Raw genomic sequence first — 17,941 nt, 5'->3', positions numbered from 1 at the left:
GCGGCGTCCGGTGCGGTGCATCGCAAGGCGGAGCGTCTCCCGCGTACTGGATGTACTCGGGTGATGCGACAACGCGGCGAGGTACCGTGCCGGGCGTCGCGAGCCGGTGAACCTTTCCGGTCAGGGCACTAGCAGCGCCACCCGGGTCGGACCCGCCCTCGCCGCGCCCTCGGCGTCCCCGGCCCCGGCCGCGCCCGCCGGGTCGTGGCGGGGTCCGCCGGCGCGGGCCGGCCGCGCCCGCCGCGCTCCGGCGGCCGGTCCCCCGGGTGCGGGACCCGGCCCGCGCACCGGGCGGGGCCGTGAGGACCCGGGCCCGGCGGGGGACGCGTCAGAGCTGGGTGCGGGTCCGCTGGGTCAGCCCGTAGCGGGAGGCGATGGAGTTCCAGAGCCGCGCGGCCTTCTCCTTCTGGGCGGAGGCCGTGCCGCTGGCCGCGTTGCCCGCCGCCGTCTGCCCGGTGTTGCGGGCGTGGCCCTTGTGGCAGCCCTTGCCGCTCTTGGCCTGGTCGGCCCAGGCCGCGTAGTGGTTGTCGGCGGACGCGGACGCCTTCCAGCCGCCGGTGAGCGCGGCGGTCAACTCGCCGTGGTTCGGCAGCTTGTCGACGGTCAGGGCGGAGAGCCGGGTGACCAGTTCGCCGCGCTGCCGGGCGGCGTCGCGCAGGCTCGTCGCGGCCTGGTCGAGGTTCCGGCAGGACTTCACGTCGCCGACCGCCTTGATGACGGAGTCGCGGCTGCTGGTGCTGTCGGCGAGCAGCTTGTCCAGCTCGACCGCCTGTGCCTTCACCGGGTCGGCGGCCGGAGTGGCGGACTCCTTCGCCGGCTGCGTCGCGGCCACGGTCTTGCCGGTGTCGTCCTGCGGGTCGTCGCCCCCGCCGCCGCTGAGCAGGGCGCCCGCGCCGATGCCGAGGACGACGATGCCGACGCCGACCGCGGCGATCAGCGGGACCCGGGACCGGTTGCTCCCGCCGCCCGCCCCGTCGTCCGGCGAACCGCCGCGCCGGGCCGCGGCCCGGCCCGCGGGGGCGTACGCGGCGGGCGCGGACGGCGAGCCGTAGGCGTCGTGCGCGCCGTGCTGGGCGGGTGCGTCGGAGTCGAAGCGCGGCAGCTGCTGCGTCGAGGCGGGCGCGCCCGCGTCGGCGCGGAAGAGGTTGTCGAACTCCGCCGGCGGCTGCCGTTCCTCCGCCGCGCCGGGGTGCGCCCCGTAGGACGGGTCGTTCTGCGCGGGGACCGGGGCCATGAACCGGGTGGGGTCGTTGTCGGAGCCGCCCGCGGACGGCAGCGGTCCGGGCCCGCCCTGCGGGCCGCCCCCGGGGTAGTGCCCGTCCCCGCCCCGCGCCTCGGGCGGCAGCGCGCCCGGCGCGACCGGCGGGATGTACTGCGTGGCACCCTCGTCCGGCGCCGCGGCCACGGGCGGTATGAACTGGGTCGCCCCCTCGTCCCCGCCCGGCCCGGCCGGTATGTACGGGATGTACTGGGTGGCGCCTTCGTCGGCGGCGGACGGCTGCGCCTCGGGCCGGCCGTGCCGGGCGTGCGCGCCCTGCGGTCGTTCCGGCGCCCCGTAGGCGTCGTATCCGTCCGCCGGGTGCCCGCCGTGGCCCGCGTGCGCGCCCTGGCCGTAGCCGTCCTGCCCGCCGTACGCGGGCTGCGCGGTCTCGGGAGGCATCGGGCCGGCGCCGGGCGGCTGCTGCCAGCTCTGCGTTCCCGGAGCGTCCCCGGAGGCGGGCGCGGCCCACTCCCCGGCGGCCGGCGCCGAGCCGGAGCCGCCCCAGCCCTCGTGCGCGCCCCAGCCGTCACCGGCGGGGGCCTGCGCGGACTGCTGCTCGGGGCCCCACGGCCGCCCCCATGCCTGGGCGCCGGCCGGGACGGCACGCTCACCCGCGGTACCCGGCAGCAGCGGTTCGCCACCGTCGGAGGGCAGCACGATGCCTTCGCGCGCGGGCTGCGCCGAGGGCTCCTCGCCCTGTCCACTCTGCGTCACCGGGACTCCTACGAATGGGGGACCTTCGGAATCGTCGGCTCACGCTACCGGGTTCCCGCGAGCGGGTGCCACGCAGCAGGGGACGGGACCCGGGCACCCTGTGACACGGGTAACGAAACCGCCCGCGAATGCGCTGTATCTCACTCCGCTTCCCCCACCCCGATCCGCCGTACCGCCCCGTTCACGCGGGCCGGGACGGGGAGTTCACCGGCCGCGCCCGCCTGGATTCGGGCGGGCGGCGCCCCGCGGCGGAACCGGTCCGCCTCCGCGGCGCGGACCGGCGCCGCGGACGGCGCGGGGCGGACCGGGGGCGGGGGCGCACGGCATGTGCGCCCCCGCCCCGCCGCACCCGGACAGCGCTCGCCCCCTCGGCGGCCCCGCCCGCGGTCCGGCGGGACGAAGAGCCCGGTCAGGCCGCCGACCGCACCTCCACCCGCGCCCCGAACTCCCGTACCACCGCCTCGTCCCGGAACGGCTCCAGACGCTGCTGGAGGTCCTCCAGGTACTCGGCGCCGCGGTTGGAGCGGAGGGTGCCGAGCAGTTCGACGGCGCGCGTGCCGGTGTGGCACGCCTGCTCGATCTCCCGCTGCTGGACCTGCGCCGTGGCCAGCAGGACGTACCCGATGGCACGGCGCCGGGCCCGGGACTCCGGATGCCCGGCGAGCGACTCCTCGGCGCACCGCGCGGCGGCCTCGGCCTGCCCGAGGTCGCGGTGGCAGTGCGCCAACTCGTCGGCCAGATACGCCTCGTCGAAGTGCGCGATCCACGCCGGGTCGTCCCCCGAGGCCGCGTCGGCGCCCTCCAGCGCCAGGGCGGCCCGCCCCGACGCCGTCTGCGCGGCCCGCGCGTCGCCCATCAGGGCGTGTCCGCGGGCCTCGGCCGCGAGGAACATCGCCTCGGCACGCGGTGTGGCCCGTCCCCGCGCGCCCTCCTGGGCCGCGCGCGCCAACTGCGCGATCTCCCGGGGGTTGCCGAGCTGGGCGGCCAGGTGGCTCATCGACGCGGCCAGCACGTACCCGCCGTAGCCGCGGTCGCCGGCCGCCTGCGCGAGCCGCAGCGCCTGGATGTAGTACCGCTGGGCGAGGCCGGGCTGGCCGGTGTCGACCGCCATGTAGCCGGCGAGTTCCGTCAACCGGGATACTGCGGCGAAGAGTTCACGGCCCACCGCCTCCCGGTAGGAGCCGGCGAGCAGCCCGGAGACGACGCTGTTCAGGTAGTGCACGACGACCGGGCGCACGTGCCCGCTGCCGAACCGGTGGTCCAGCTCGACCAGCGCCTGCGTCATCGCACGGACCGCGGCCACGTCGCTGTGCCCGACGCGCGGCCCCGCCGAGCGGGCGACCTGCGCGTCCGGTCCGGAGATCAGCCAGTCCCGGCTCGGCTCCACGAGCGCGGAGGCGGCGACCGACGAACCGGACAGGAAGTCGCGCCGCCCGACGTCGCTGCGCCACAGCTCGCAGACCTGCTCGATGGCCCCGAGCACCGTCGGCGAGAACTGGAGGCCGACCCCGGACGCCAGGTTCTTGCCGTTGGCCATGCCGATCTCGTCGATCGTGACCGTCCGGCCGAGCTTGCGGCCCAGGGCCTCGGCGATGACCGCGGGAGCGCGCCCCCGGGGCTGCTGTCCGCGCAGCCAGCGCGCGACCGACGTCTTGTCGTACCGCAGGTCGAGCCCGTGTTCCGCGCCGCACATGTTGACGCGGCGGGCCAGCCCCGCGTTCGAGCAGCCCGCCTCCTGGATGAGCGCCTGGAGCCGTTCGTTCGGCTGTCTGGCGATGAGCGGCCTTGCGGCCATGGCGTACCCCCTGTGGCTGCGGTGCCTGCCCGCGCACCGGTTGACGTGTCTTCGCCGGTCCATCGCCCGATGGCGTCGGCCGGGAGGATCACTGCCCGGAAGACACGGCGAAGATGCGAGACATGTGAGGATTGCCGGGGTAAGGGCGGTTCCCCGACCCCACCCGTGGTTACCCGCTCCCGGCTGTCGTTCCTCCCGCGCGCCCCCGCACGTGCATCCATGCGCCCCGGGCGGGGAATCGATGCCCCTCCCCCGCGCGCGTGTCCCCCGTAACCCGAGGTGGACGGGGGAGTTGAGTTCCACGTGGAAGAGACCATCGCAGGCACCGAGACCGCACAGATCCCTCAGCAGCGCGGCGAGTCGCTGCAGGACATTGCCGTGCGCTATGCCGAGGAGCGCCACTGGGACGTGTTCCCGGGCACCTGGCTGGAAGCCGTCGACGGGGTGCAGCGGTGCTCCTGCGGCGAGCCGGCCTGCGCCCTTCCCGGGGCGCACCCGGCACGGGACGACTGGGCGACCCAGGCGACGGGCAGCGCGACCGTGGCGCGGCGGCTGTGGTCGAAGCAGCCGACGGCGTCGATCCTGCTGCCCACGGGGCGCACCTTCGACGCGATCGAGGTGCCCGAGTCGGCCGGATTCCTGGCGCTGGCGCGGATGGAGCGGATGGAGCTCACCCTCGGACCGGTGACGTGCACCCCGGACCGGCGCATGCACTTCCTCGTCCTCCCCGGTGCCGCGGCGAAGGTCCCGGACCTGGTGCGCAGGCTGGGCTGGCCGCCGGCCTCGCTGGACCTGACCGCACTCGGCGAGGGCGCGTACGTGGCCGCGCCGCCCACCCGGTTCGGCTCCCGCGGCGCCGTGCAGTGGGCGTGCCGCCCGACGCCGGCGAACCGGTGGCTGCCGGACGCGGAGGAGCTGATCTCCCCCCTGGCGTACGCCTGCGGCCGGGACCGGTAGGCGGGGCGGCACCCCGCGGATCGGCGCGGGTGCGGCGCGGGGACCCGGCCGGTGCCCTCCAGGGGGCGATCCGGACGCCCGGCCCGGGCGCCGGCGGGGCGCCGGTCAACGTCGGGGCGCCCGGCAACGTCGGGGCGCCCGGTCGCCGCCGGTCCCGCCGGGGATCACCGGACAGCGCTTAGGGTGCCTGTATGACCGAGGCAGCAGCGACAGGCGACGAGGTGCCCGCCGTGCGGGTGCGAGGGCTGTGGAAGCGGTTCGGGGAGCAGATCGCCGTGGCCGGCGTCGATCTCGACCTGCCGGCCGGGCGCTTCATCGGCCTCGTCGGGCCCAACGGGGCGGGCAAGACGACCACGTTGTCGATGGTGACCGGACTGCTGCGGCCCGACCAGGGCACCGTCGAGGTCGTCGGACACGACGTGTGGCGCGACCCCGTCGCGGTGAAGGCCCGCATCGGCGTACTGCCGGAGGGGCTGCGGCTGTTCGAGCGGCTGTCGGGGCGCGAACTGCTCGCCTACACCGGCCGGTTGCGGGGCCTGCCCGGAGCCGAGGTGGACAAGCGCGCGGGCCAGCTCCTCGACGTGCTGGACCTGGCGGGCGCCCAGCACAAGCTCGTCGTGGACTACTCGACCGGCATGCGCAAGAAGATCGGCCTCGCCTGCGCCCTCCTCCACAATCCCGAAGTCCTCTTCCTGGACGAGCCGTTCGAGGGCGTCGACCCGGTCTCCGCGCAGATCATCCGCGGGGTCCTGGAGCGGTACACCGCCTCCGGCGCCACCGTCGTCTTCTCCTCCCACGTGATGGAGCTCGTCGAGTCGCTGTGCGACTGGGTCGCCGTCCTGGCCGCCGGGCGCATCCGCGCCCACGGACCCCTCGCCGAGGTGCGCGGCGCGGCGCCCTCGCTCCAGCAGGCGTTCCTGGAACTGGTCGGCGCCCACGGCCGCGACACCGCGGCCGACCTGGACTGGCTGGGCGGCGGGGCCGCGCGATGAGCGCCGCTCCCGGCGTCACCGCCGCCTCGGTCACCCCCGTCGTCGTCCGCCTGAAGCTCTCCCTGCTGCGCAACGGGCTGCGGCAGTCCGGCGGCCGGCGCGCCGCCTACGTCGTCTCCGTCGTCCTCGCCCTGCTGTTCGCCGCCCTCCAGCTGATCGGCCTGATCGCGCTGCGCGGCAACGCCCACGCCCTCGCCGTCTGCGTCCTGCTGGTCGCGGTGCTGGCGCTCGGCTGGGCGGTGATGCCGCTGTTCTTCCCCAGCGGCGACGAGACCCTCGACCCGACCCGCCTGGTGATGCTGCCGCTGCGCCCGCAGCCGCTGGTGCGGGCCCTGCTCGCGGCGTCCCTGGTCGGCGTCGGACCGCTGTTCACCCTGTGCCTGCTGACCGGTTCGGCGGTCTCCCTCGCGCACGGCCCCGCGGCCTGGGCGACGGCGGTCCTCGCCGTGGTCCTGGCCCTGCTGGTCTGCGTGGCGCTCGCGCGGGCCGTCGCGGCCGCCAACATCCGGCTGCTGTCCAGCCGCAAGGGCCGTGATCTGGCGGTGCTCAGCGGCCTGGTCGTGGCGGTCGGCGCGCAACTGGTCAACTTCGGTGCCCAGCGGCTCGGTTCGTCCGGCGGGCTGTCGGCCCTGGACCCGGCGGCGGACGTGCTGCGCTGGGTGCCGCCCGCCTCGGCGATCGGCGCGGTGGACTCGGTGAGCGGGGGGTCCTACGCGACGGGGATCGCCCAACTGGCGCTGTCGGGTGCGGCCCTGGCGGGGCTGCTCGCCCTGTGGTCGCGTCATCTGACGCGGCTGATGACGGCACCGGACGGGTCCACGCTCCAGGCGGCGGAACCCGCCGCGCAGGAGCGCGGCGGGTCGGGGCTCGGGCGGCTGCTGCCCGCCGGGCGGACCGGCACGGTCATGGAGCGCAGCCTGCGCTACGTGTGGCGCGACCCGAAGACCAAGGCGGCGTGGGTGACGTCGCTGGCCATCGGGATGATCGTGCCGGTGTTCAACGCCTTGCAGGGCACCGGCTCCGCGTACTTCGCGTGCTTCGCCGCCGGCATGCTCGGCATCCAGATGTACAACCAGTTCGGCCAGGACACGTCCGCGTTCTGGATCGTCGCCACGACGATCTCCTCGACCCGGGACGCCTACGTCGAGCTGCGCGGGCGGGCGCTCGCCCTGCTGCTGATCACCCTGCCGTACGCGACGCTGGTGAGCGTCGTGACGACCGCCCTGCTCGGCGCCTGGCGGCAGCTGCCGGAGGTGCTCGGGCTGTCGTTCGCGCTGCTGGGGGCGATGCTGGCGACGGGGGCGTGGTCCTCGGCCCGCTTCCCGTACTCCATCCCCCAGGAGGGCTACAAGAACGTGGCCCCCGGGCAGGCGGGCCTCGCCTGGATCGCCATCTTCGGCGGGATGGTCTCGGCGGCGCTGCTCTCCGCCCCCGTGATCGCCCTGACGATCTGGCTGAACGTGAGCGCGGACGGCGACCGGTGGACCTGGCTGCTGCTGCCGCTGGGAGCCGGCTACGGGGCGCTGGTCACCCTGCTGGGGCTGCGCCTGGCGGCGCCCCGCACCGCCCGGCGGCTGCCGGAGATCCTCGCCGCGGTCAGCAAGGGCTGACCCGCCGTCCGGGGCGGCCCCAGGGCCGCCCGGACCGGGCTCCGGCCGGCCCTCAGGAGGTGAGGACGCCGTCCAGGAACGGCTCGATCGCGGCGCGCCACGCCGCGGGCTGGTCGTAGTGCACGAGGTGGCCGGCGTCGGCGACCTCCGCGTACCGGCCCCGGGGCAGCACCCGGACCATCTCCTGCGCCTCGGCCCGGCCCAGTTCGCCGTCGAGGCCGCGCACCACCAGCGTGGGGCAGCGGACCTGGGCGAGCTCCTCCCAGTGGGCGTCGTACACCCAGGTCTGGCGGGACGTCAGCATCTCGCGGGGCTCGAAGACGGGGCGCCAGCCGTCCGGGGACTCCTGCATCACCTCGGCGTAGAACGCGCCGCGGGAGGGGTTGGGCCGCTCCACCCACGGGTCGTCCTCGCCGAACCACTTCCGCACGTCGGCGAGGGTGGCGAAGGGCGCGGGCCAGGCCCTGAACCAGTCCTCCCACTCGCGCTGCGAGGCGGCGCCCAGCGCCGACGCCCGCATGTCGCAGATGATCAGGGCGCGGACGAGGTCGGGGCGCTTGGCGGCGAGCTGCCAGCCGGTCAGGGCACCCATGGCGTGGCCGACGACGACGGCCGGCCCGAGCCCGAGCTGCTCCAGGGCGGCCTCGGCGTCCTCGACGTAGGCCTCCCGCGTGTACCCGGCCTCCGGGGCCTTGTCGCTCTGGCCGTGTCCGCGCTGGTCGAGCGCGACGGCACGGTGCCGCTCGGCGAGCCAGCGGGCGGTGGACGCCCAGTGCGAGGCGCGGCCCATCAGGCCGTGCAGCAACAGCACGCCGGGCTGGGAGCCCTTGGACTGGTCGGCCTTGGGAGGATCGGCGAACTCCCAGGCAGCGAGGCGTACGCCGCCCGCTCCCGTCACGTCGATGCGCCGCACCATCGGTAATGGCACCCCCTAGCTCGCTCGGACCGTCCGCTCCCGCTCGACCGGCCGGTCTGCTCCTGCCGCTTCCCGGCCGCTTCCTGCCGCTGCTGCTGTGCCGCCGCTCCTGAAACCTCGGGCCCTCCCGGTCCGCCGCCACCACATCACGCTATCGAATGAGATTTCGAAAATGGGCTTTCCGGCCGCAACACCCCTCGTTCGAGTGACCGCCCCGAGGGATTGACCGCCGCGCCCGCGGGGAGATCTTCAGCGGGGGACGGACCGCTCGGGGACACCGGTCCGGAGGGAATGACCCTGGGAGCTCGGGGCTCCGGGTCAGCAGGGGGGAGGACAGGCCCCGGCGCCATACGGCGCCGGGGCCCTCTCCACGTCTGCGGCACATCCTCGCGCCCCCTCCCCGACCGCACACCGTCGCTCTCGGACACGGTCAAGAGCCCTCAGGTCATATGCCTCACGCGACAGCCTCGCACGCAAACGGTCGCCGCGCTGCGATTCCGCACACTGAATCTTCGTTTCGGCCGCCCGACCCGGGCGCCACAACTACCTCTGCGGCAACAGCAGTTGACGGAACATCGGCTCCCGCGCGCAACGGCGCGGCCCGGCCGCCCGGCGGGCACCCGGGCACCGGACGCCCCGGCCGGCACAGGTCCGGCCGCGGCGCCGGTGCCCGGGACCTGCCCCTCGCGGGTACCGGAAGCACGGATGCGCCGAACGGGGTCACGCGGCCGGGCCCGGCGGACGGGCCCCGCCGGGGCCTCAGCGCTTGGCGACGAACACGTGCGAGGCGATCTCCGCCTCCAGCTCGGCGGCCTCCCCGCCGCTGCCCACCAGGACACCGCCCGCCGACTCCGTCACGCTCACCACGGAACCGGGCTGCACGCCCGCCCGCCGCAGCGTGTACATCAGCTGCGCGTCCGTCTGGATCGGCTCGCCGATCCGGCGGACGACGACCGTCTTGCCGTCCAGCCCCGGGTCCAGCTCGGCCAGCGACACCATGCCGGCGTCCAGGAACGGGTTCGCGCCGTCCTTCTCGCCCAGCTCCTCCAGGCCCGGGATCGGGTTCCCGTACGGCGACTCGGTCGGGTGGCGCAGCAGCTCCAGGACGCGCCGCTCCACCGCCTCGCTCATCACGTGCTCCCAGCGGCACGCCTCGGCGTGCACCTGCTCCCACTCCAGACCGATCACGTCGACGAGGAGGCACTCGGCGAGCCGGTGCTTGCGCATGACGCGGGTCGCCAGCCGCCGGCCCTCGTCGGTCAGCTCCAGATGCCGGTCGCTCGCGACCGCCACCAGACCGTCGCGCTCCATCCGCGCCACCGTCTGGCTGACCGTGGGGCCGCTCTGGTCGAGCCGCTCCGCGATCCGGGCGCGCATGGGGACCACGCCTTCCTCCTCCAGTTCGAGGATGGTGCGGAGATACATCTCCGTGGTGTCGATCAGTCCGGACATTCGTGCCCCTCGATGAGATCTGCCGGAGACTCGACATCCACCGGCGTGTGCGCTGGCCCTGAACCCAATTCTGACGCATCGCACCGACAAGCGTGCCGCGCCGTCGCGGGGCCCGGGCCCCGCGACGCCCCGCGTGTGCCGCCGTCCCGGCATCCGGACGCCCGCGCGGCGCCCCCGCCGCGCGCTCGCGGCCCGCCCGGACCCCCGCACGGGCCGTCCCCACCCGCCCCGCAGGCCGTATTGACAGGGCAGTGGTCCAGACCGCAACGTGATCCGCGACACGACGGGAGTACGGCCGCGCCGGCCCACCGGTTCAGCCGCCCGCCCACCCGGATCGACACCCCGCCGCCGGTCCGCCGCCGGCCGGGGTCCGGGACTCCCGCGCCGACGCGACGTCTGAGGGGTTTCGCCGATGAGCGACAGCAAGCTGGCCGGTCAGTTCTTCGACGCCGCGATCGGCCTGCTGCAGCGGGTGCGGGACGAGGGCGCCGCCGACATCGAGGCGGCCGGGACGCTCGTCGCCGACACCGTCGCCGACGGCGGGCGGCTCTTCGCGTTCGGCGCCGGCCACTCCTCGCTCGCCGCTCAGGACATCGTCTACCGGGCCGGCGGACTCGCCCTGATGAACCTGCTGACCGTGCCGGGCGTCGTCGGCGTCGACGTCATGCCCGCGACGCTGGGCTCCGCGCTGGAGCGGGTCGACGGCCTGGCGAGCGCCGTCCTGGACTCCAGCCCGCTGCGCGCCGGCGACCTGCTGGTGATCATCTCGCTGTCCGGCCGCAACGCGCTGCCCGTCGAGATGGCCGTCAACGCCCGCGCCCTCGGGGTGCGGGTCGTCGGCGTCACCTCCGTCGCCTACGCCTCCCGGACCACGTCACGGCACGTCTCGGGCACCTATCTGAAGGACCACTGCGACATCGTCCTCGACTCGCGCATCCCGGTCGGCGACGCGGAGCTGACCCTGGACTCCGTCCCGGCGCCCTTCGCCCCGGCCTCCACCGTCGTCACCACGGCCCTCCTCCAGGCCGTCATGGCCACCGCCGCCGGCTCCCTCGCCGACCGCGGCATCGAGCCGCCGCTGTTGCGCTCGGGCAACGTCGACGGCGGCCACGAGTGGAACGGCCGGGTCATGCGGGAGTACGGCGACCGCATCTTCTACCGCCACTGACCGCGCCCGCCGCCACCGCGCTCCCCGCGATGCCGCCACCCGCCGCCCGCCACCGCGCGCGGCCCGCCGAACACCCCGCCCGCCCCCGCCGGTGCGCGGACCGCGGCCCCACCGGCCGGCCGCCCGGCCCGGCGGTCCGGGACGCGTCAGGGGCGGTCGGTCAGGTCGGCCAGGTCCAGGCAGGCCGCGATCCGGACGGCCACGTCCTCCGCGTACGTGGCGTCCGCACGCTCGAAGCGGCCGCGGCCCGCACCGCGCAGGAACGTCACCACGCCGAGGGTGCGGCCCCGGCTGCGCAGCACCGCGCACAGGGCGTGCGCCGAGTCCGCGGGCCACTGCCGGGCCGACGCCCACGCCCGGGCCTCCTCCGCGTCGGCGGCAGCAGCGCTCGCCCGCACCGATCCCGCGCGCTCCACACACTGCGGCGCCGGATGCCCGTCCGCGTACCGCACCGGCAGGCCGGCCTTCCCGGCGGGGACGCTGGGACCGGGCGCCGCGGCGGGTGTGGCGAGGACCCGGACGAGCCGCACCGGCGCGTCCTCGTCCCGTCGAAAGCCCCCGGCGACCCGGTCGACCACGGCGTGGTCGGCGAAGCCGGCGAGGGAGAAGTCGAGATGGACGCCCGCGGCCTCGGCCGGGTCCTCGCACTCGCCGGCCGCCCGCGCCGCCCGGTGCAGCTGTATGGCGCGAAAACGCAGCAGCGCCGCCTCCTGCTCGGCCTGCTTGGCCTCCGTGACGTCCTGGAACAGCCAGCCCACACCGAGCGGAACGGGCTCCTCGGCGAGCGGCGAGGACAGCCGCAGGAAGCCGCTGCGCCAGCACCGCCTGCTGTCGCCCTCGGGGGTGCGCACGCTCACCCACATCTCCGCGGGGGCCGGGGGCGCGCCCTCGGCCAGCACGTGGGTGAGGGCGCTCTCCAGCTCCTCCACGCCCTGGGAGAGCAGTTCGCCGAGCGGGCGGCCAAGGACGGCGGTGCGGCCGGTGCCGAGGGACCGCGCGGCGTGCGCGTTGACGACGGCGGGCCGCAGGTCGGCGTCGACGAGGACGACGCCCCAGCTGGCGTTCTCGAACAGGGCCTCGCTGAGCGCTATGGAGCGTTCGAGGTCGATCTGCGCGTGGACCTCGCTGAACGCGCAGTACACCCCGGCGGGCTTGCCGTCCGGGCCGGGCACCGCGGCGGACTGGGTGCGGACCAGGACACGGCCGCCGTCCTTGGTGAGGAGCGCGAACTCGTGGACCCGGCGGCCGGGCCCCTCCATCGCGGACAGCAGCCGGGCCTGGACCTCCTCGGCGTCCGCGGTCCGCACCGCCCAGCCGGCGAAGCCGTGCCGTCCCACCGCCTCGGCCGCCGTCCAGCCGAGGATGCGCTCCGCCTCGCGGTTCCAGTGCGTCACGACCCCGTCCGCGTCGAACGCGCACAGGGCCGCGTCCATGCCGTCCAGCAGGGCGGCCAGGAGATCCGGGCCGTCGCGCTCGGGCTCGTCCGGCCCCAGTGCGTCGGTGGTCCCACTACGCCGGGAAGCACTCACCTGGACCCCCTGCAGGCTGCGTCCGCGTGGACGGCGCGGCAGTTCGCCCGCCTGCCCACATTCAACTCGAACGTGACCCAGCCCACATCGGGTTCCCCGAAGATTGGACGAAATCGTTGCACCCCGGATTCCCGCCCCGTCCGCCCCTGCGGCCCCCGGTGGAACCGGCCGGGCCCTCCCGGGACCCCCGGCTCACGGCCTTCCTCACGACGCTCCGCCACAACCCGGCCCTCCCGGAGGTCCTCGCCGGCGCCACGGCCCTGGACCTTCCGAACTGGTACCTGACCGGGGGCTGCCTCTTCCAGACGGTCTGGAACGTGACCACCGGCAGGCCGCCTACCCACGGCATCAAGGACTACGACCTCTTCTACCACGACGCCTCCGACCTCTCCTGGGAGGCCGAGGACGCCGTGATCCGGGCGGGCCGGGCGGTGTTCGGCGATCTCGCCGCCCGCGTCGAGATCCGCAACGAGGCCCGCGTCCACCTCTGGTACGAGGACCGGTTCGGCGTGCCCTGCCCGCCCCACGCGTCGGTGGAGGCGGCGATCGGCTCCTTCGCCGCCACCACCTGCTGCCTGGGCGTGCGCCGCGAGCGCGACGGCGGCCTGAGAGTCCACGCCCCGCACGGCCTGGCCGACGTGTTCGACCTCGTGGTCCGCCCGAACCCGGTCCTCGCCCCGCGCGCGGTCTACGAGGAGAAGACCCGGAGGTGGCTGCGCACCTGGCCCGAACTGCGCGTCCTGCCCTGGCCCGAAGGGCCGGAACGGCCCCCCGCGGCCCCCTGAGGCGACCGCCCCCCGGCGCCCCGGCGCGGCTGTGCGGGCCCGGCCCGCACAGCCGCGCCGTAAATGGGTTGAGCGCCGCGCGATGTGTTCCTAGAGTTCCCCTCACGTAGGAGAGGAGGTGGTTCGGCTCATGACGGAAACCCGGACATACGAGGTGGCTGCGGGCTAGCGGCCCGTCGTCGGACTCGGTTCGGCGCCGGACCCGCATGCGTGTCGCGCATGCAGCCGGCCCAATCCAACGCAGTCACCCGACCCGCGAACTCGCCGGTACGTCCGGCCCGGCCCCCCGCCGTCAGGCAGGGACCCGAGTTCGCGGGTCGTTCGCGTTCCCGGGCAGCGGCCCGCGGGCCGCTGCCCGGGAACGCGGCCGCCGCCGGCCCCGCTCACCTCGCACCCGCGCACCGCGGCCGGCGGCCGCCGTCGGAGGCCGCCGCTCAGCGGGCGATGTCCCCGTACCCCTCGATCTCCTGCGGACCCCGCGAACCGGGACCCACGTAACGGGCGGAGGGACGCACCAGACGGCCGGTGCGCTTCTGCTCCAGGATGTGAGCCGACCAGCCCGCGGTGCGCGCACAGGTGAACATCGACGTGAACATGTGCGCCGGGACCTCCGCGAAGTCCAGCACGATCGCCGCCCAGAACTCCACGTTCGTCGCGAGGATCCGGTCCGGACGGCGGGCGTGCAGCTCGGCCAGGGCCGCCTTCTCCAGCGCCTCCGCCACCTCGAAACGCGGCGCGCCCAGCTCACGGGCGGTACGGCGCAGGACGCGCGCCCGCGGGTCCTCCGCCCGGTACACCCGGTGCCCGAAGCCCATCAGCCGCTCGCCCTTGTCCAGGGCGTGCTTCACGTACCGCTCCGCGTCCCCGGTCCGCTCGATCTCCTCGATCATGCCGAGCACCCGCGAGGGCGCACCGCCGTGCAGCGGACCCGACATGGCGCCCACCGCGCCCGACAGCGCCGCCGCCACGTCCGCGCCCGTCGAGGCGATGACCCGCGCGGTGAACGTCGACGCGTTCATGCCGTGCTCGGCGGCCGACGTCCAGTACGCGTCGACGGCCGCCACGTGCTTGGGGTCCGGCTCGCCCCGCCAGCGGATCATGAACCGCTCGACGACCGACTGCGCCTTGTCGATCTCGCTCTGCGGAACCATCGCCAGGCCCTGGCCGCGCGCCGACTGCGCCACGTACGACAGGGCCATCACCGCGGCGCGCGCGAGGTCCTCGCGCGCCTGCCGCTCGTCGATGTCGAGCAGCGGCCGCAGCCCCCACACGGGTGCGAGCATGGCCAGCGCGGACTGCACGTCGACACGGATGTCGCCGGAGTGCACGGGGATCGGGAACGGCTCGGCGGGCGGCAGGCCGGGGTTGAAGGCGCCGTCGACGAGCAGGCCCCACACGTTCCCGAAGGAGACGTGGCCGACCAGGTCCTCGATGTCGACGCCCCGGTACCGGAGTGCGCCGCCCTCCTTGTCCGGTTCGGCGATCTCCGTCTCGAACGCGACGACTCCTTCGAGTCCGGGTACGAAGTCGGACATCAGGCGGCTCCTCGTGACGTGTTCGGCAATGGTGTTGTGCGGGTGCGCGGCCCCGTCCCGCCGGGAGGCGGGCGGGCGGCGGTCGTGCGGTCCGCGCACCGGATCCACGGTCGTCTTCGAAGACTTCCGAAAACTCCTCGAAGAGTCCTCGCCGACTCGCGGTCCGAAGCGGACACCCCGGTCATGCCCCGTGCGGCCGGTCATCCAACCGGAACGGCCCCAGCACGATATCCCCGGGTGCCGGCTTTGGGGAGAGCACACGGCACTCAGTGCCACCACGTGACGAAGCACACCCGCCCCGCGGACGGGGCCGCATACGGCAGGATGGCCGCGTGAACGATCGTTTCCCGGACGACTCCGCCGCCGAACCCCTCATCCGGCGCGCCGCCGCCGCGGCCGACGAGGACCTCACCGCCCCCGACCCCGCCGCGATGCGCGCCCACTACCGCGCCGAGGGCCTCGACGAGAGCGACCTCGCCGCCCACCCCATGGACCAGTTCGCCCGCTGGTTCAAACAGGCGGCACAAGCCGCCGTGCACGGCTTCGTCCACGAACCCAACGCCATGATCGTCTCCACCGCCGACACCGAGGGCCGCCCCAGCTCCCGCACCGTCCTGCTCAAGCAGTACGACGCGCACGGCTTCGTCTTCTACACCAACTACGGCTCCCGCAAGGCCCGCGAACTGGCCGGCAACCCGCACGTCTCGCTGCTCTTCCCCTGGCACCCCCTCGCCCGGCAGGTCATCGTCGCCGGCACCGCCCGCCGCACCGGCCGTGAGGAGACCGCCGCCTACTTCCGCAGCCGCCCGCACGGCTCCCAGCTCGGCGCCTGGGCCAGCACCCAGTCCACCGTCATCGCCTCGCGCGCCGACCTCGACGCCGCCTACCGGGAGCTGAGCGCCCGCTACCCCGAGGGCGAACCCGTCCCCGTCCCCGACCACTGGGGCGGATTCCGCGTCGCCCCGCAGAGCGTGGAGTTCTGGCAGGGCCGCGCCAACCGCCTCCACGACCGGCTCCGCTACGTCGCCGAACCCGACGGAAGCTGGCGCCGCGAACGCCTCAGCCCCTGAACCGGCCCCGCCGGGCCGCCCGGCCGAAGCCACCGGCACCCGGCCGCGCACCCCCGCACAGCCCCCGCCCTCGCCCACCGGCCCGCCGGCACGCCCCCGCCGGTTACGGCCCACGCCCCGCACCCCGGACGACCCGCCGCCCGAACCCTCAGCCCAACGCCGCGTCCACGATCACACCCCACTGCGCCACCACCCGGTCCCGGCGCGCGCCGTCATCCGTCAGCAGATGCGCCAGCCCCAGCCCCCGCGCCATGTCCAGCAGACCCTGCACCGTCTCCCGCACCCCCGGCCGCGACTCGTCCGCACCCAGCAACTCCACCGCGATCCGGTGGCTCTCCCGCCCCACCCGGGCCTCCAGCTCCGTCACCCGCACCCGCAGCTGCTCCTCGTCCGAGGCCGCCACCCACAGATGCAGCGCCGCCCGGAACAACGGGCCCGTATAGAGACCGACCAGCGCCGCCACCACCGCCCGCCGGTCCCCCGCACCCTCCGGGAACAGAGCCCGCAACGCCGTCGACCGCTCCTCCGCGACGTACTCCACCGCCGCCGTGAACAGATCCTCCCGCGTCGGAAAGTGATGCTGCGCCGCCCCCCGCGACACCCCGGCCCGCTCCGCGACCACCGCCACCGTGGAACCCGCCCAGCCGTACTCCGCCAGACACGCCACCGCCGCGGCCAGCAGCCGCTGCCGGGTCGCCCTGCTGCGATCCTGCTTCGGCTCGTGCGGCACCCGTGCCGCGTGCTCCGCCGCGCTCACACCACCCATGCGGGATCCCGTCGTTCGAGGAAGGCCGACATCCCCTCACGCGCCTCGCCCGAGGAGAACAACCGGGCCGAGAGCGCCGTCAGACCGGCCGCATCCCGGTCGAATGCCTCCAGCACCCTAGCCGTGAGCAGCGCCTTCGTCTCCGCCAGAGCCCGCGGCGACGACCGCCGCACCCCCTCCAGCAGCGGCGCCAGCACCTCGTCCACGTCGTCACCCGCCGCCGTCAGCAGCCCCGCACGCACCGCCTCCGCCGCACCGAACCGCTCCCCCGTCAGGCAGTAGCGGGCCAGCGCCCGCGGATCACAGCGCGGCAGCAGAGGCAACGAGATGACCGCCGGCGCCACCCCGATCCGCACCTCCGTGAACGCGAACGTCGCCGCCCCGCCCGCCACCGCCAGGTCACACGCCCCCAGCAGCCCCAGACCACCCGCCCGCACATGCCCCTCGACCCGCGCCACCACCGGCTTCGGCAGCTCGACGATCCGCCGCAGCAACCCCACCAGAGCGTCCGCGGGCGGCGGATCCCGCAGATCGGCGCCCGCGCAGAACGTGTTCCCGGTGTGCGTCAGCACCACCGCGCGCACCCCGTCGTCCTTCCCGCACTCCGCCAGCGCCTCCCCCAGCTCGCCGACCAGCACCGCCGACAGCGCGTTCCGGCTCGCCGGCGCGTCCAGCGTCAGCGTCGCCACCGCCCGCTCGCGGGCCACCCGCACCACCGTCACGACCGCCCCCGCAGTTCCCGCCGCAGGATCTTCCCCGACGCCGCCCGCGGCACCCCCTCGACGAACGTCACCCGACGCACCCGCTTGTACGGCGCCACCCGCTCCGCGACGAACATCATCACCTCGCCCTCCGACAGCTCCGCCGCCGACGGCTGCCGCACCACGAACGCGTGCGGCACCTCGTTGCGCTCCTCGTCGTACGCGCCCACCACCGCCGCGTCCGCTATGCCCGGATGCGTCAGCAGCGACGCCTCCAACTCCGCCGGAGCGACGTGGAATCCCTTGTACTTGATCAGTTCCTTCACCCGGTCCACCACGAACAGCCAGCCGTCCGCGTCCACACGACCGACACCCCCCGTGCGCAGCCAGCCCTCCGCGTCGATCATCGCCGCCGTCGCGTCCGGCCGCCCCAGATACCCCTTCATCACCTGCGGGCCCCGAATGAGGATCTCCCCCGCCTCCCCGACCCCCAGACCCCGGCCCGGATCGTCCAGCGACACGATGCGCATCTCCGTCCCCGCCACCAGTTTCCCCACCGTCCCCGGCGGCGCGTCCACCGCGTCCAGCGGAACCACACGCGTCCCCGGCGACAACGCCAACCCGGCCGCCAACCTCCGGTGGAACAACTCCAGTTGGCCGTACGTCAGCGACGTACCGTCCACCCCGTCG

Annotated in this window: 14 protein-coding genes and 1 pseudogene; 6 read left to right on the top strand and 9 right to left on the bottom strand. The window is 75.2% G+C overall.

Annotated features, from left to right (window positions below):
* Positions 1 to 328 precede the first annotated feature (328 nt).
* Both ACGFS9_RS02585 and ACGFS9_RS02580 read right to left on the bottom strand, forming a co-directional pair.
* Positions 329 to 1,975, bottom strand: coding sequence for a hypothetical protein (locus tag ACGFS9_RS02585; protein ID WP_393250008.1), 1,647 nt, complete (start codon positions 1,973 to 1,975; stop codon positions 329 to 331).
* Between the two features lie 409 nt (positions 1,976 to 2,384).
* Positions 2,385 to 3,770, bottom strand: coding sequence for a transcriptional regulator (locus ACGFS9_RS02580; protein WP_393250006.1), 1,386 nt, complete (start codon positions 3,768 to 3,770; stop codon positions 2,385 to 2,387).
* Between the two features lie 303 nt (positions 3,771 to 4,073).
* Between ACGFS9_RS02580 and ACGFS9_RS02575 the strand changes: the two genes are divergently transcribed.
* The 3 genes from ACGFS9_RS02575 to ACGFS9_RS02565 all read left to right on the top strand — a co-directional run bounded on the left by ACGFS9_RS02575 (position 4,074) and on the right by ACGFS9_RS02565 (position 7,329).
* On the top strand, positions 4,074 to 4,727 hold the full coding sequence (locus ACGFS9_RS02575; protein ID WP_393250004.1) for a bifunctional DNA primase/polymerase: 654 nt from the start codon (positions 4,074 to 4,076) through the stop codon (positions 4,725 to 4,727).
* Between the two features lie 191 nt (positions 4,728 to 4,918).
* Positions 4,919 to 5,719 carry an ABC transporter ATP-binding protein gene (locus ACGFS9_RS02570; RefSeq protein WP_393250002.1) on the top strand — a complete coding sequence of 267 codons (801 nt, stop codon included), beginning with the start codon at positions 4,919 to 4,921 and terminating at the stop codon, positions 5,717 to 5,719.
* The gene (locus ACGFS9_RS02565) at positions 5,716 to 7,329 is read left to right on the top strand and encodes a transporter (protein WP_393250000.1); all 1,614 of its coding nucleotides are present in this window, start codon (positions 5,716 to 5,718) and stop codon (positions 7,327 to 7,329) included. Before ACGFS9_RS02570 ends, ACGFS9_RS02565 begins: the two co-directional genes overlap by 4 nt.
* Positions 7,330 to 7,381: 52 nt before the next feature.
* On the opposite strand, the gene ACGFS9_RS02560 is transcribed toward ACGFS9_RS02565, so the two are convergent.
* Complete coding sequence (locus tag ACGFS9_RS02560; RefSeq protein WP_393249998.1) at positions 7,382 to 8,245, bottom strand: alpha/beta fold hydrolase; 864 nt, start codon at positions 8,243 to 8,245, stop codon at positions 7,382 to 7,384.
* Between the two features lie 759 nt (positions 8,246 to 9,004).
* Positions 9,005 to 9,697, bottom strand: coding sequence for a metal-dependent transcriptional regulator (locus ACGFS9_RS02555; protein ID WP_393249996.1), 693 nt, complete (start codon positions 9,695 to 9,697; stop codon positions 9,005 to 9,007).
* Positions 9,698 to 10,109: 412 nt separating this feature from the next.
* On the opposite strand from ACGFS9_RS02555, the gene ACGFS9_RS02550 reads away from it, so the two are divergent.
* Positions 10,110 to 10,865, top strand: coding sequence for an SIS domain-containing protein (locus ACGFS9_RS02550; RefSeq protein WP_393249994.1), 756 nt, complete (start codon positions 10,110 to 10,112; stop codon positions 10,863 to 10,865).
* A gap of 146 nt (positions 10,866 to 11,011) precedes the next feature.
* Here the strand turns inward: ACGFS9_RS02550 and ACGFS9_RS02545 are convergent, their stop codons facing one another.
* Entirely contained in the window at positions 11,012 to 12,394 is a 1,383-nt protein-coding gene (locus ACGFS9_RS02545; RefSeq protein WP_393249992.1) for a PAS domain-containing protein, read from the bottom strand.
* Positions 12,395 to 12,552: 158 nt separating this feature from the next.
* Between ACGFS9_RS02545 and ACGFS9_RS02540 the strand changes: the two genes are divergently transcribed.
* Complete coding sequence (locus tag ACGFS9_RS02540; protein WP_393249990.1) at positions 12,553 to 13,179, top strand: nucleotidyltransferase family protein; 627 nt, start codon at positions 12,553 to 12,555, stop codon at positions 13,177 to 13,179.
* A 434-nt stretch (positions 13,180 to 13,613) separates the two neighbouring features.
* Here ACGFS9_RS02540 and ACGFS9_RS02535 read toward each other — a convergent pair whose 3' ends face one another.
* Positions 13,614 to 14,714, bottom strand: a complete 1,101-nt coding sequence (locus tag ACGFS9_RS02535; protein ID WP_393249989.1) for a citrate synthase 2 — start codon at positions 14,712 to 14,714, stop codon at positions 13,614 to 13,616.
* Positions 14,715 to 15,145: 431 nt separating this feature from the next.
* Between ACGFS9_RS02535 and pdxH the strand changes: the two genes are divergently transcribed.
* On the top strand, positions 15,146 to 15,784 hold the full coding sequence (gene pdxH, locus ACGFS9_RS02530; RefSeq protein WP_393250505.1) for a pyridoxamine 5'-phosphate oxidase: 639 nt from the start codon (positions 15,146 to 15,148) through the stop codon (positions 15,782 to 15,784).
* A gap of 148 nt (positions 15,785 to 15,932) precedes the next feature.
* Here the strand turns inward: pdxH and ACGFS9_RS02525 are convergent, their stop codons facing one another.
* The 3 genes and pseudogenes from ACGFS9_RS02525 to ACGFS9_RS02515 form a co-directional block, all read right to left on the bottom strand.
* Positions 15,933 to 16,550: a TetR/AcrR family transcriptional regulator gene (locus ACGFS9_RS02525; protein ID WP_393249987.1), complete on the bottom strand. Its 618-nt coding sequence runs from the start codon at positions 16,548 to 16,550 to the stop codon at positions 15,933 to 15,935.
* Entirely contained in the window at positions 16,538 to 17,272 is a 735-nt protein-coding gene (locus ACGFS9_RS02520) for an enoyl-CoA hydratase family protein (RefSeq protein ID WP_393249985.1), read from the bottom strand. The genes ACGFS9_RS02525 and ACGFS9_RS02520 overlap by 13 nt, the downstream gene beginning before the upstream one ends.
* A pseudogene (locus tag ACGFS9_RS02515) lies at positions 17,269 to 17,865 on the bottom strand (AMP-binding protein); the annotation flags it as partial. The gene ACGFS9_RS02520 and the pseudogene ACGFS9_RS02515, both read right to left, overlap by 4 nt.
* Between the last annotated feature and the right edge of the window lie 76 nt (positions 17,866 to 17,941).

This window comes from Streptomyces sp. NPDC048566 (genome assembly GCF_043199735.1).
Lineage (GTDB): Bacteria > Actinomycetota > Actinomycetes > Streptomycetales > Streptomycetaceae > Streptomyces.
Note: the sequence above shows the minus strand (reverse complement) of the source record. Positions and strands in the feature narration are given on the sequence as shown.

Excerpts from the sequence above, each read along its gene's own strand:
- ACGFS9_RS02580 (WP_393250006.1), bottom strand. The coding sequence starts at position 3,770 with ATGGCCGCAAGGCCGCTCATCGCCAGACAGCCGAACGAACGGCTCCAG.
- ACGFS9_RS02570 (WP_393250002.1), top strand. The coding sequence starts at position 4,919 with ATGACCGAGGCAGCAGCGACAGGCGACGAGGTGCCCGCCGTGCGGGTG.
- ACGFS9_RS02565 (WP_393250000.1), top strand. The coding sequence starts at position 5,716 with ATGAGCGCCGCTCCCGGCGTCACCGCCGCCTCGGTCACCCCCGTCGTC.
- ACGFS9_RS02560 (WP_393249998.1), bottom strand. The coding sequence starts at position 8,245 with ATGGTGCGGCGCATCGACGTGACGGGAGCGGGCGGCGTACGCCTCGCT.
- ACGFS9_RS02555 (WP_393249996.1), bottom strand. The coding sequence starts at position 9,697 with ATGTCCGGACTGATCGACACCACGGAGATGTATCTCCGCACCATCCTC.
- ACGFS9_RS02550 (WP_393249994.1), top strand. The coding sequence starts at position 10,110 with ATGAGCGACAGCAAGCTGGCCGGTCAGTTCTTCGACGCCGCGATCGGC.
- ACGFS9_RS02535 (WP_393249989.1), bottom strand. The coding sequence starts at position 14,714 with ATGTCCGACTTCGTACCCGGACTCGAAGGAGTCGTCGCGTTCGAGACG.
- pdxH (WP_393250505.1), top strand. The coding sequence starts at position 15,146 with ATGCGCGCCCACTACCGCGCCGAGGGCCTCGACGAGAGCGACCTCGCC.
- ACGFS9_RS02525 (WP_393249987.1), bottom strand. The coding sequence starts at position 16,550 with ATGGGTGGTGTGAGCGCGGCGGAGCACGCGGCACGGGTGCCGCACGAG.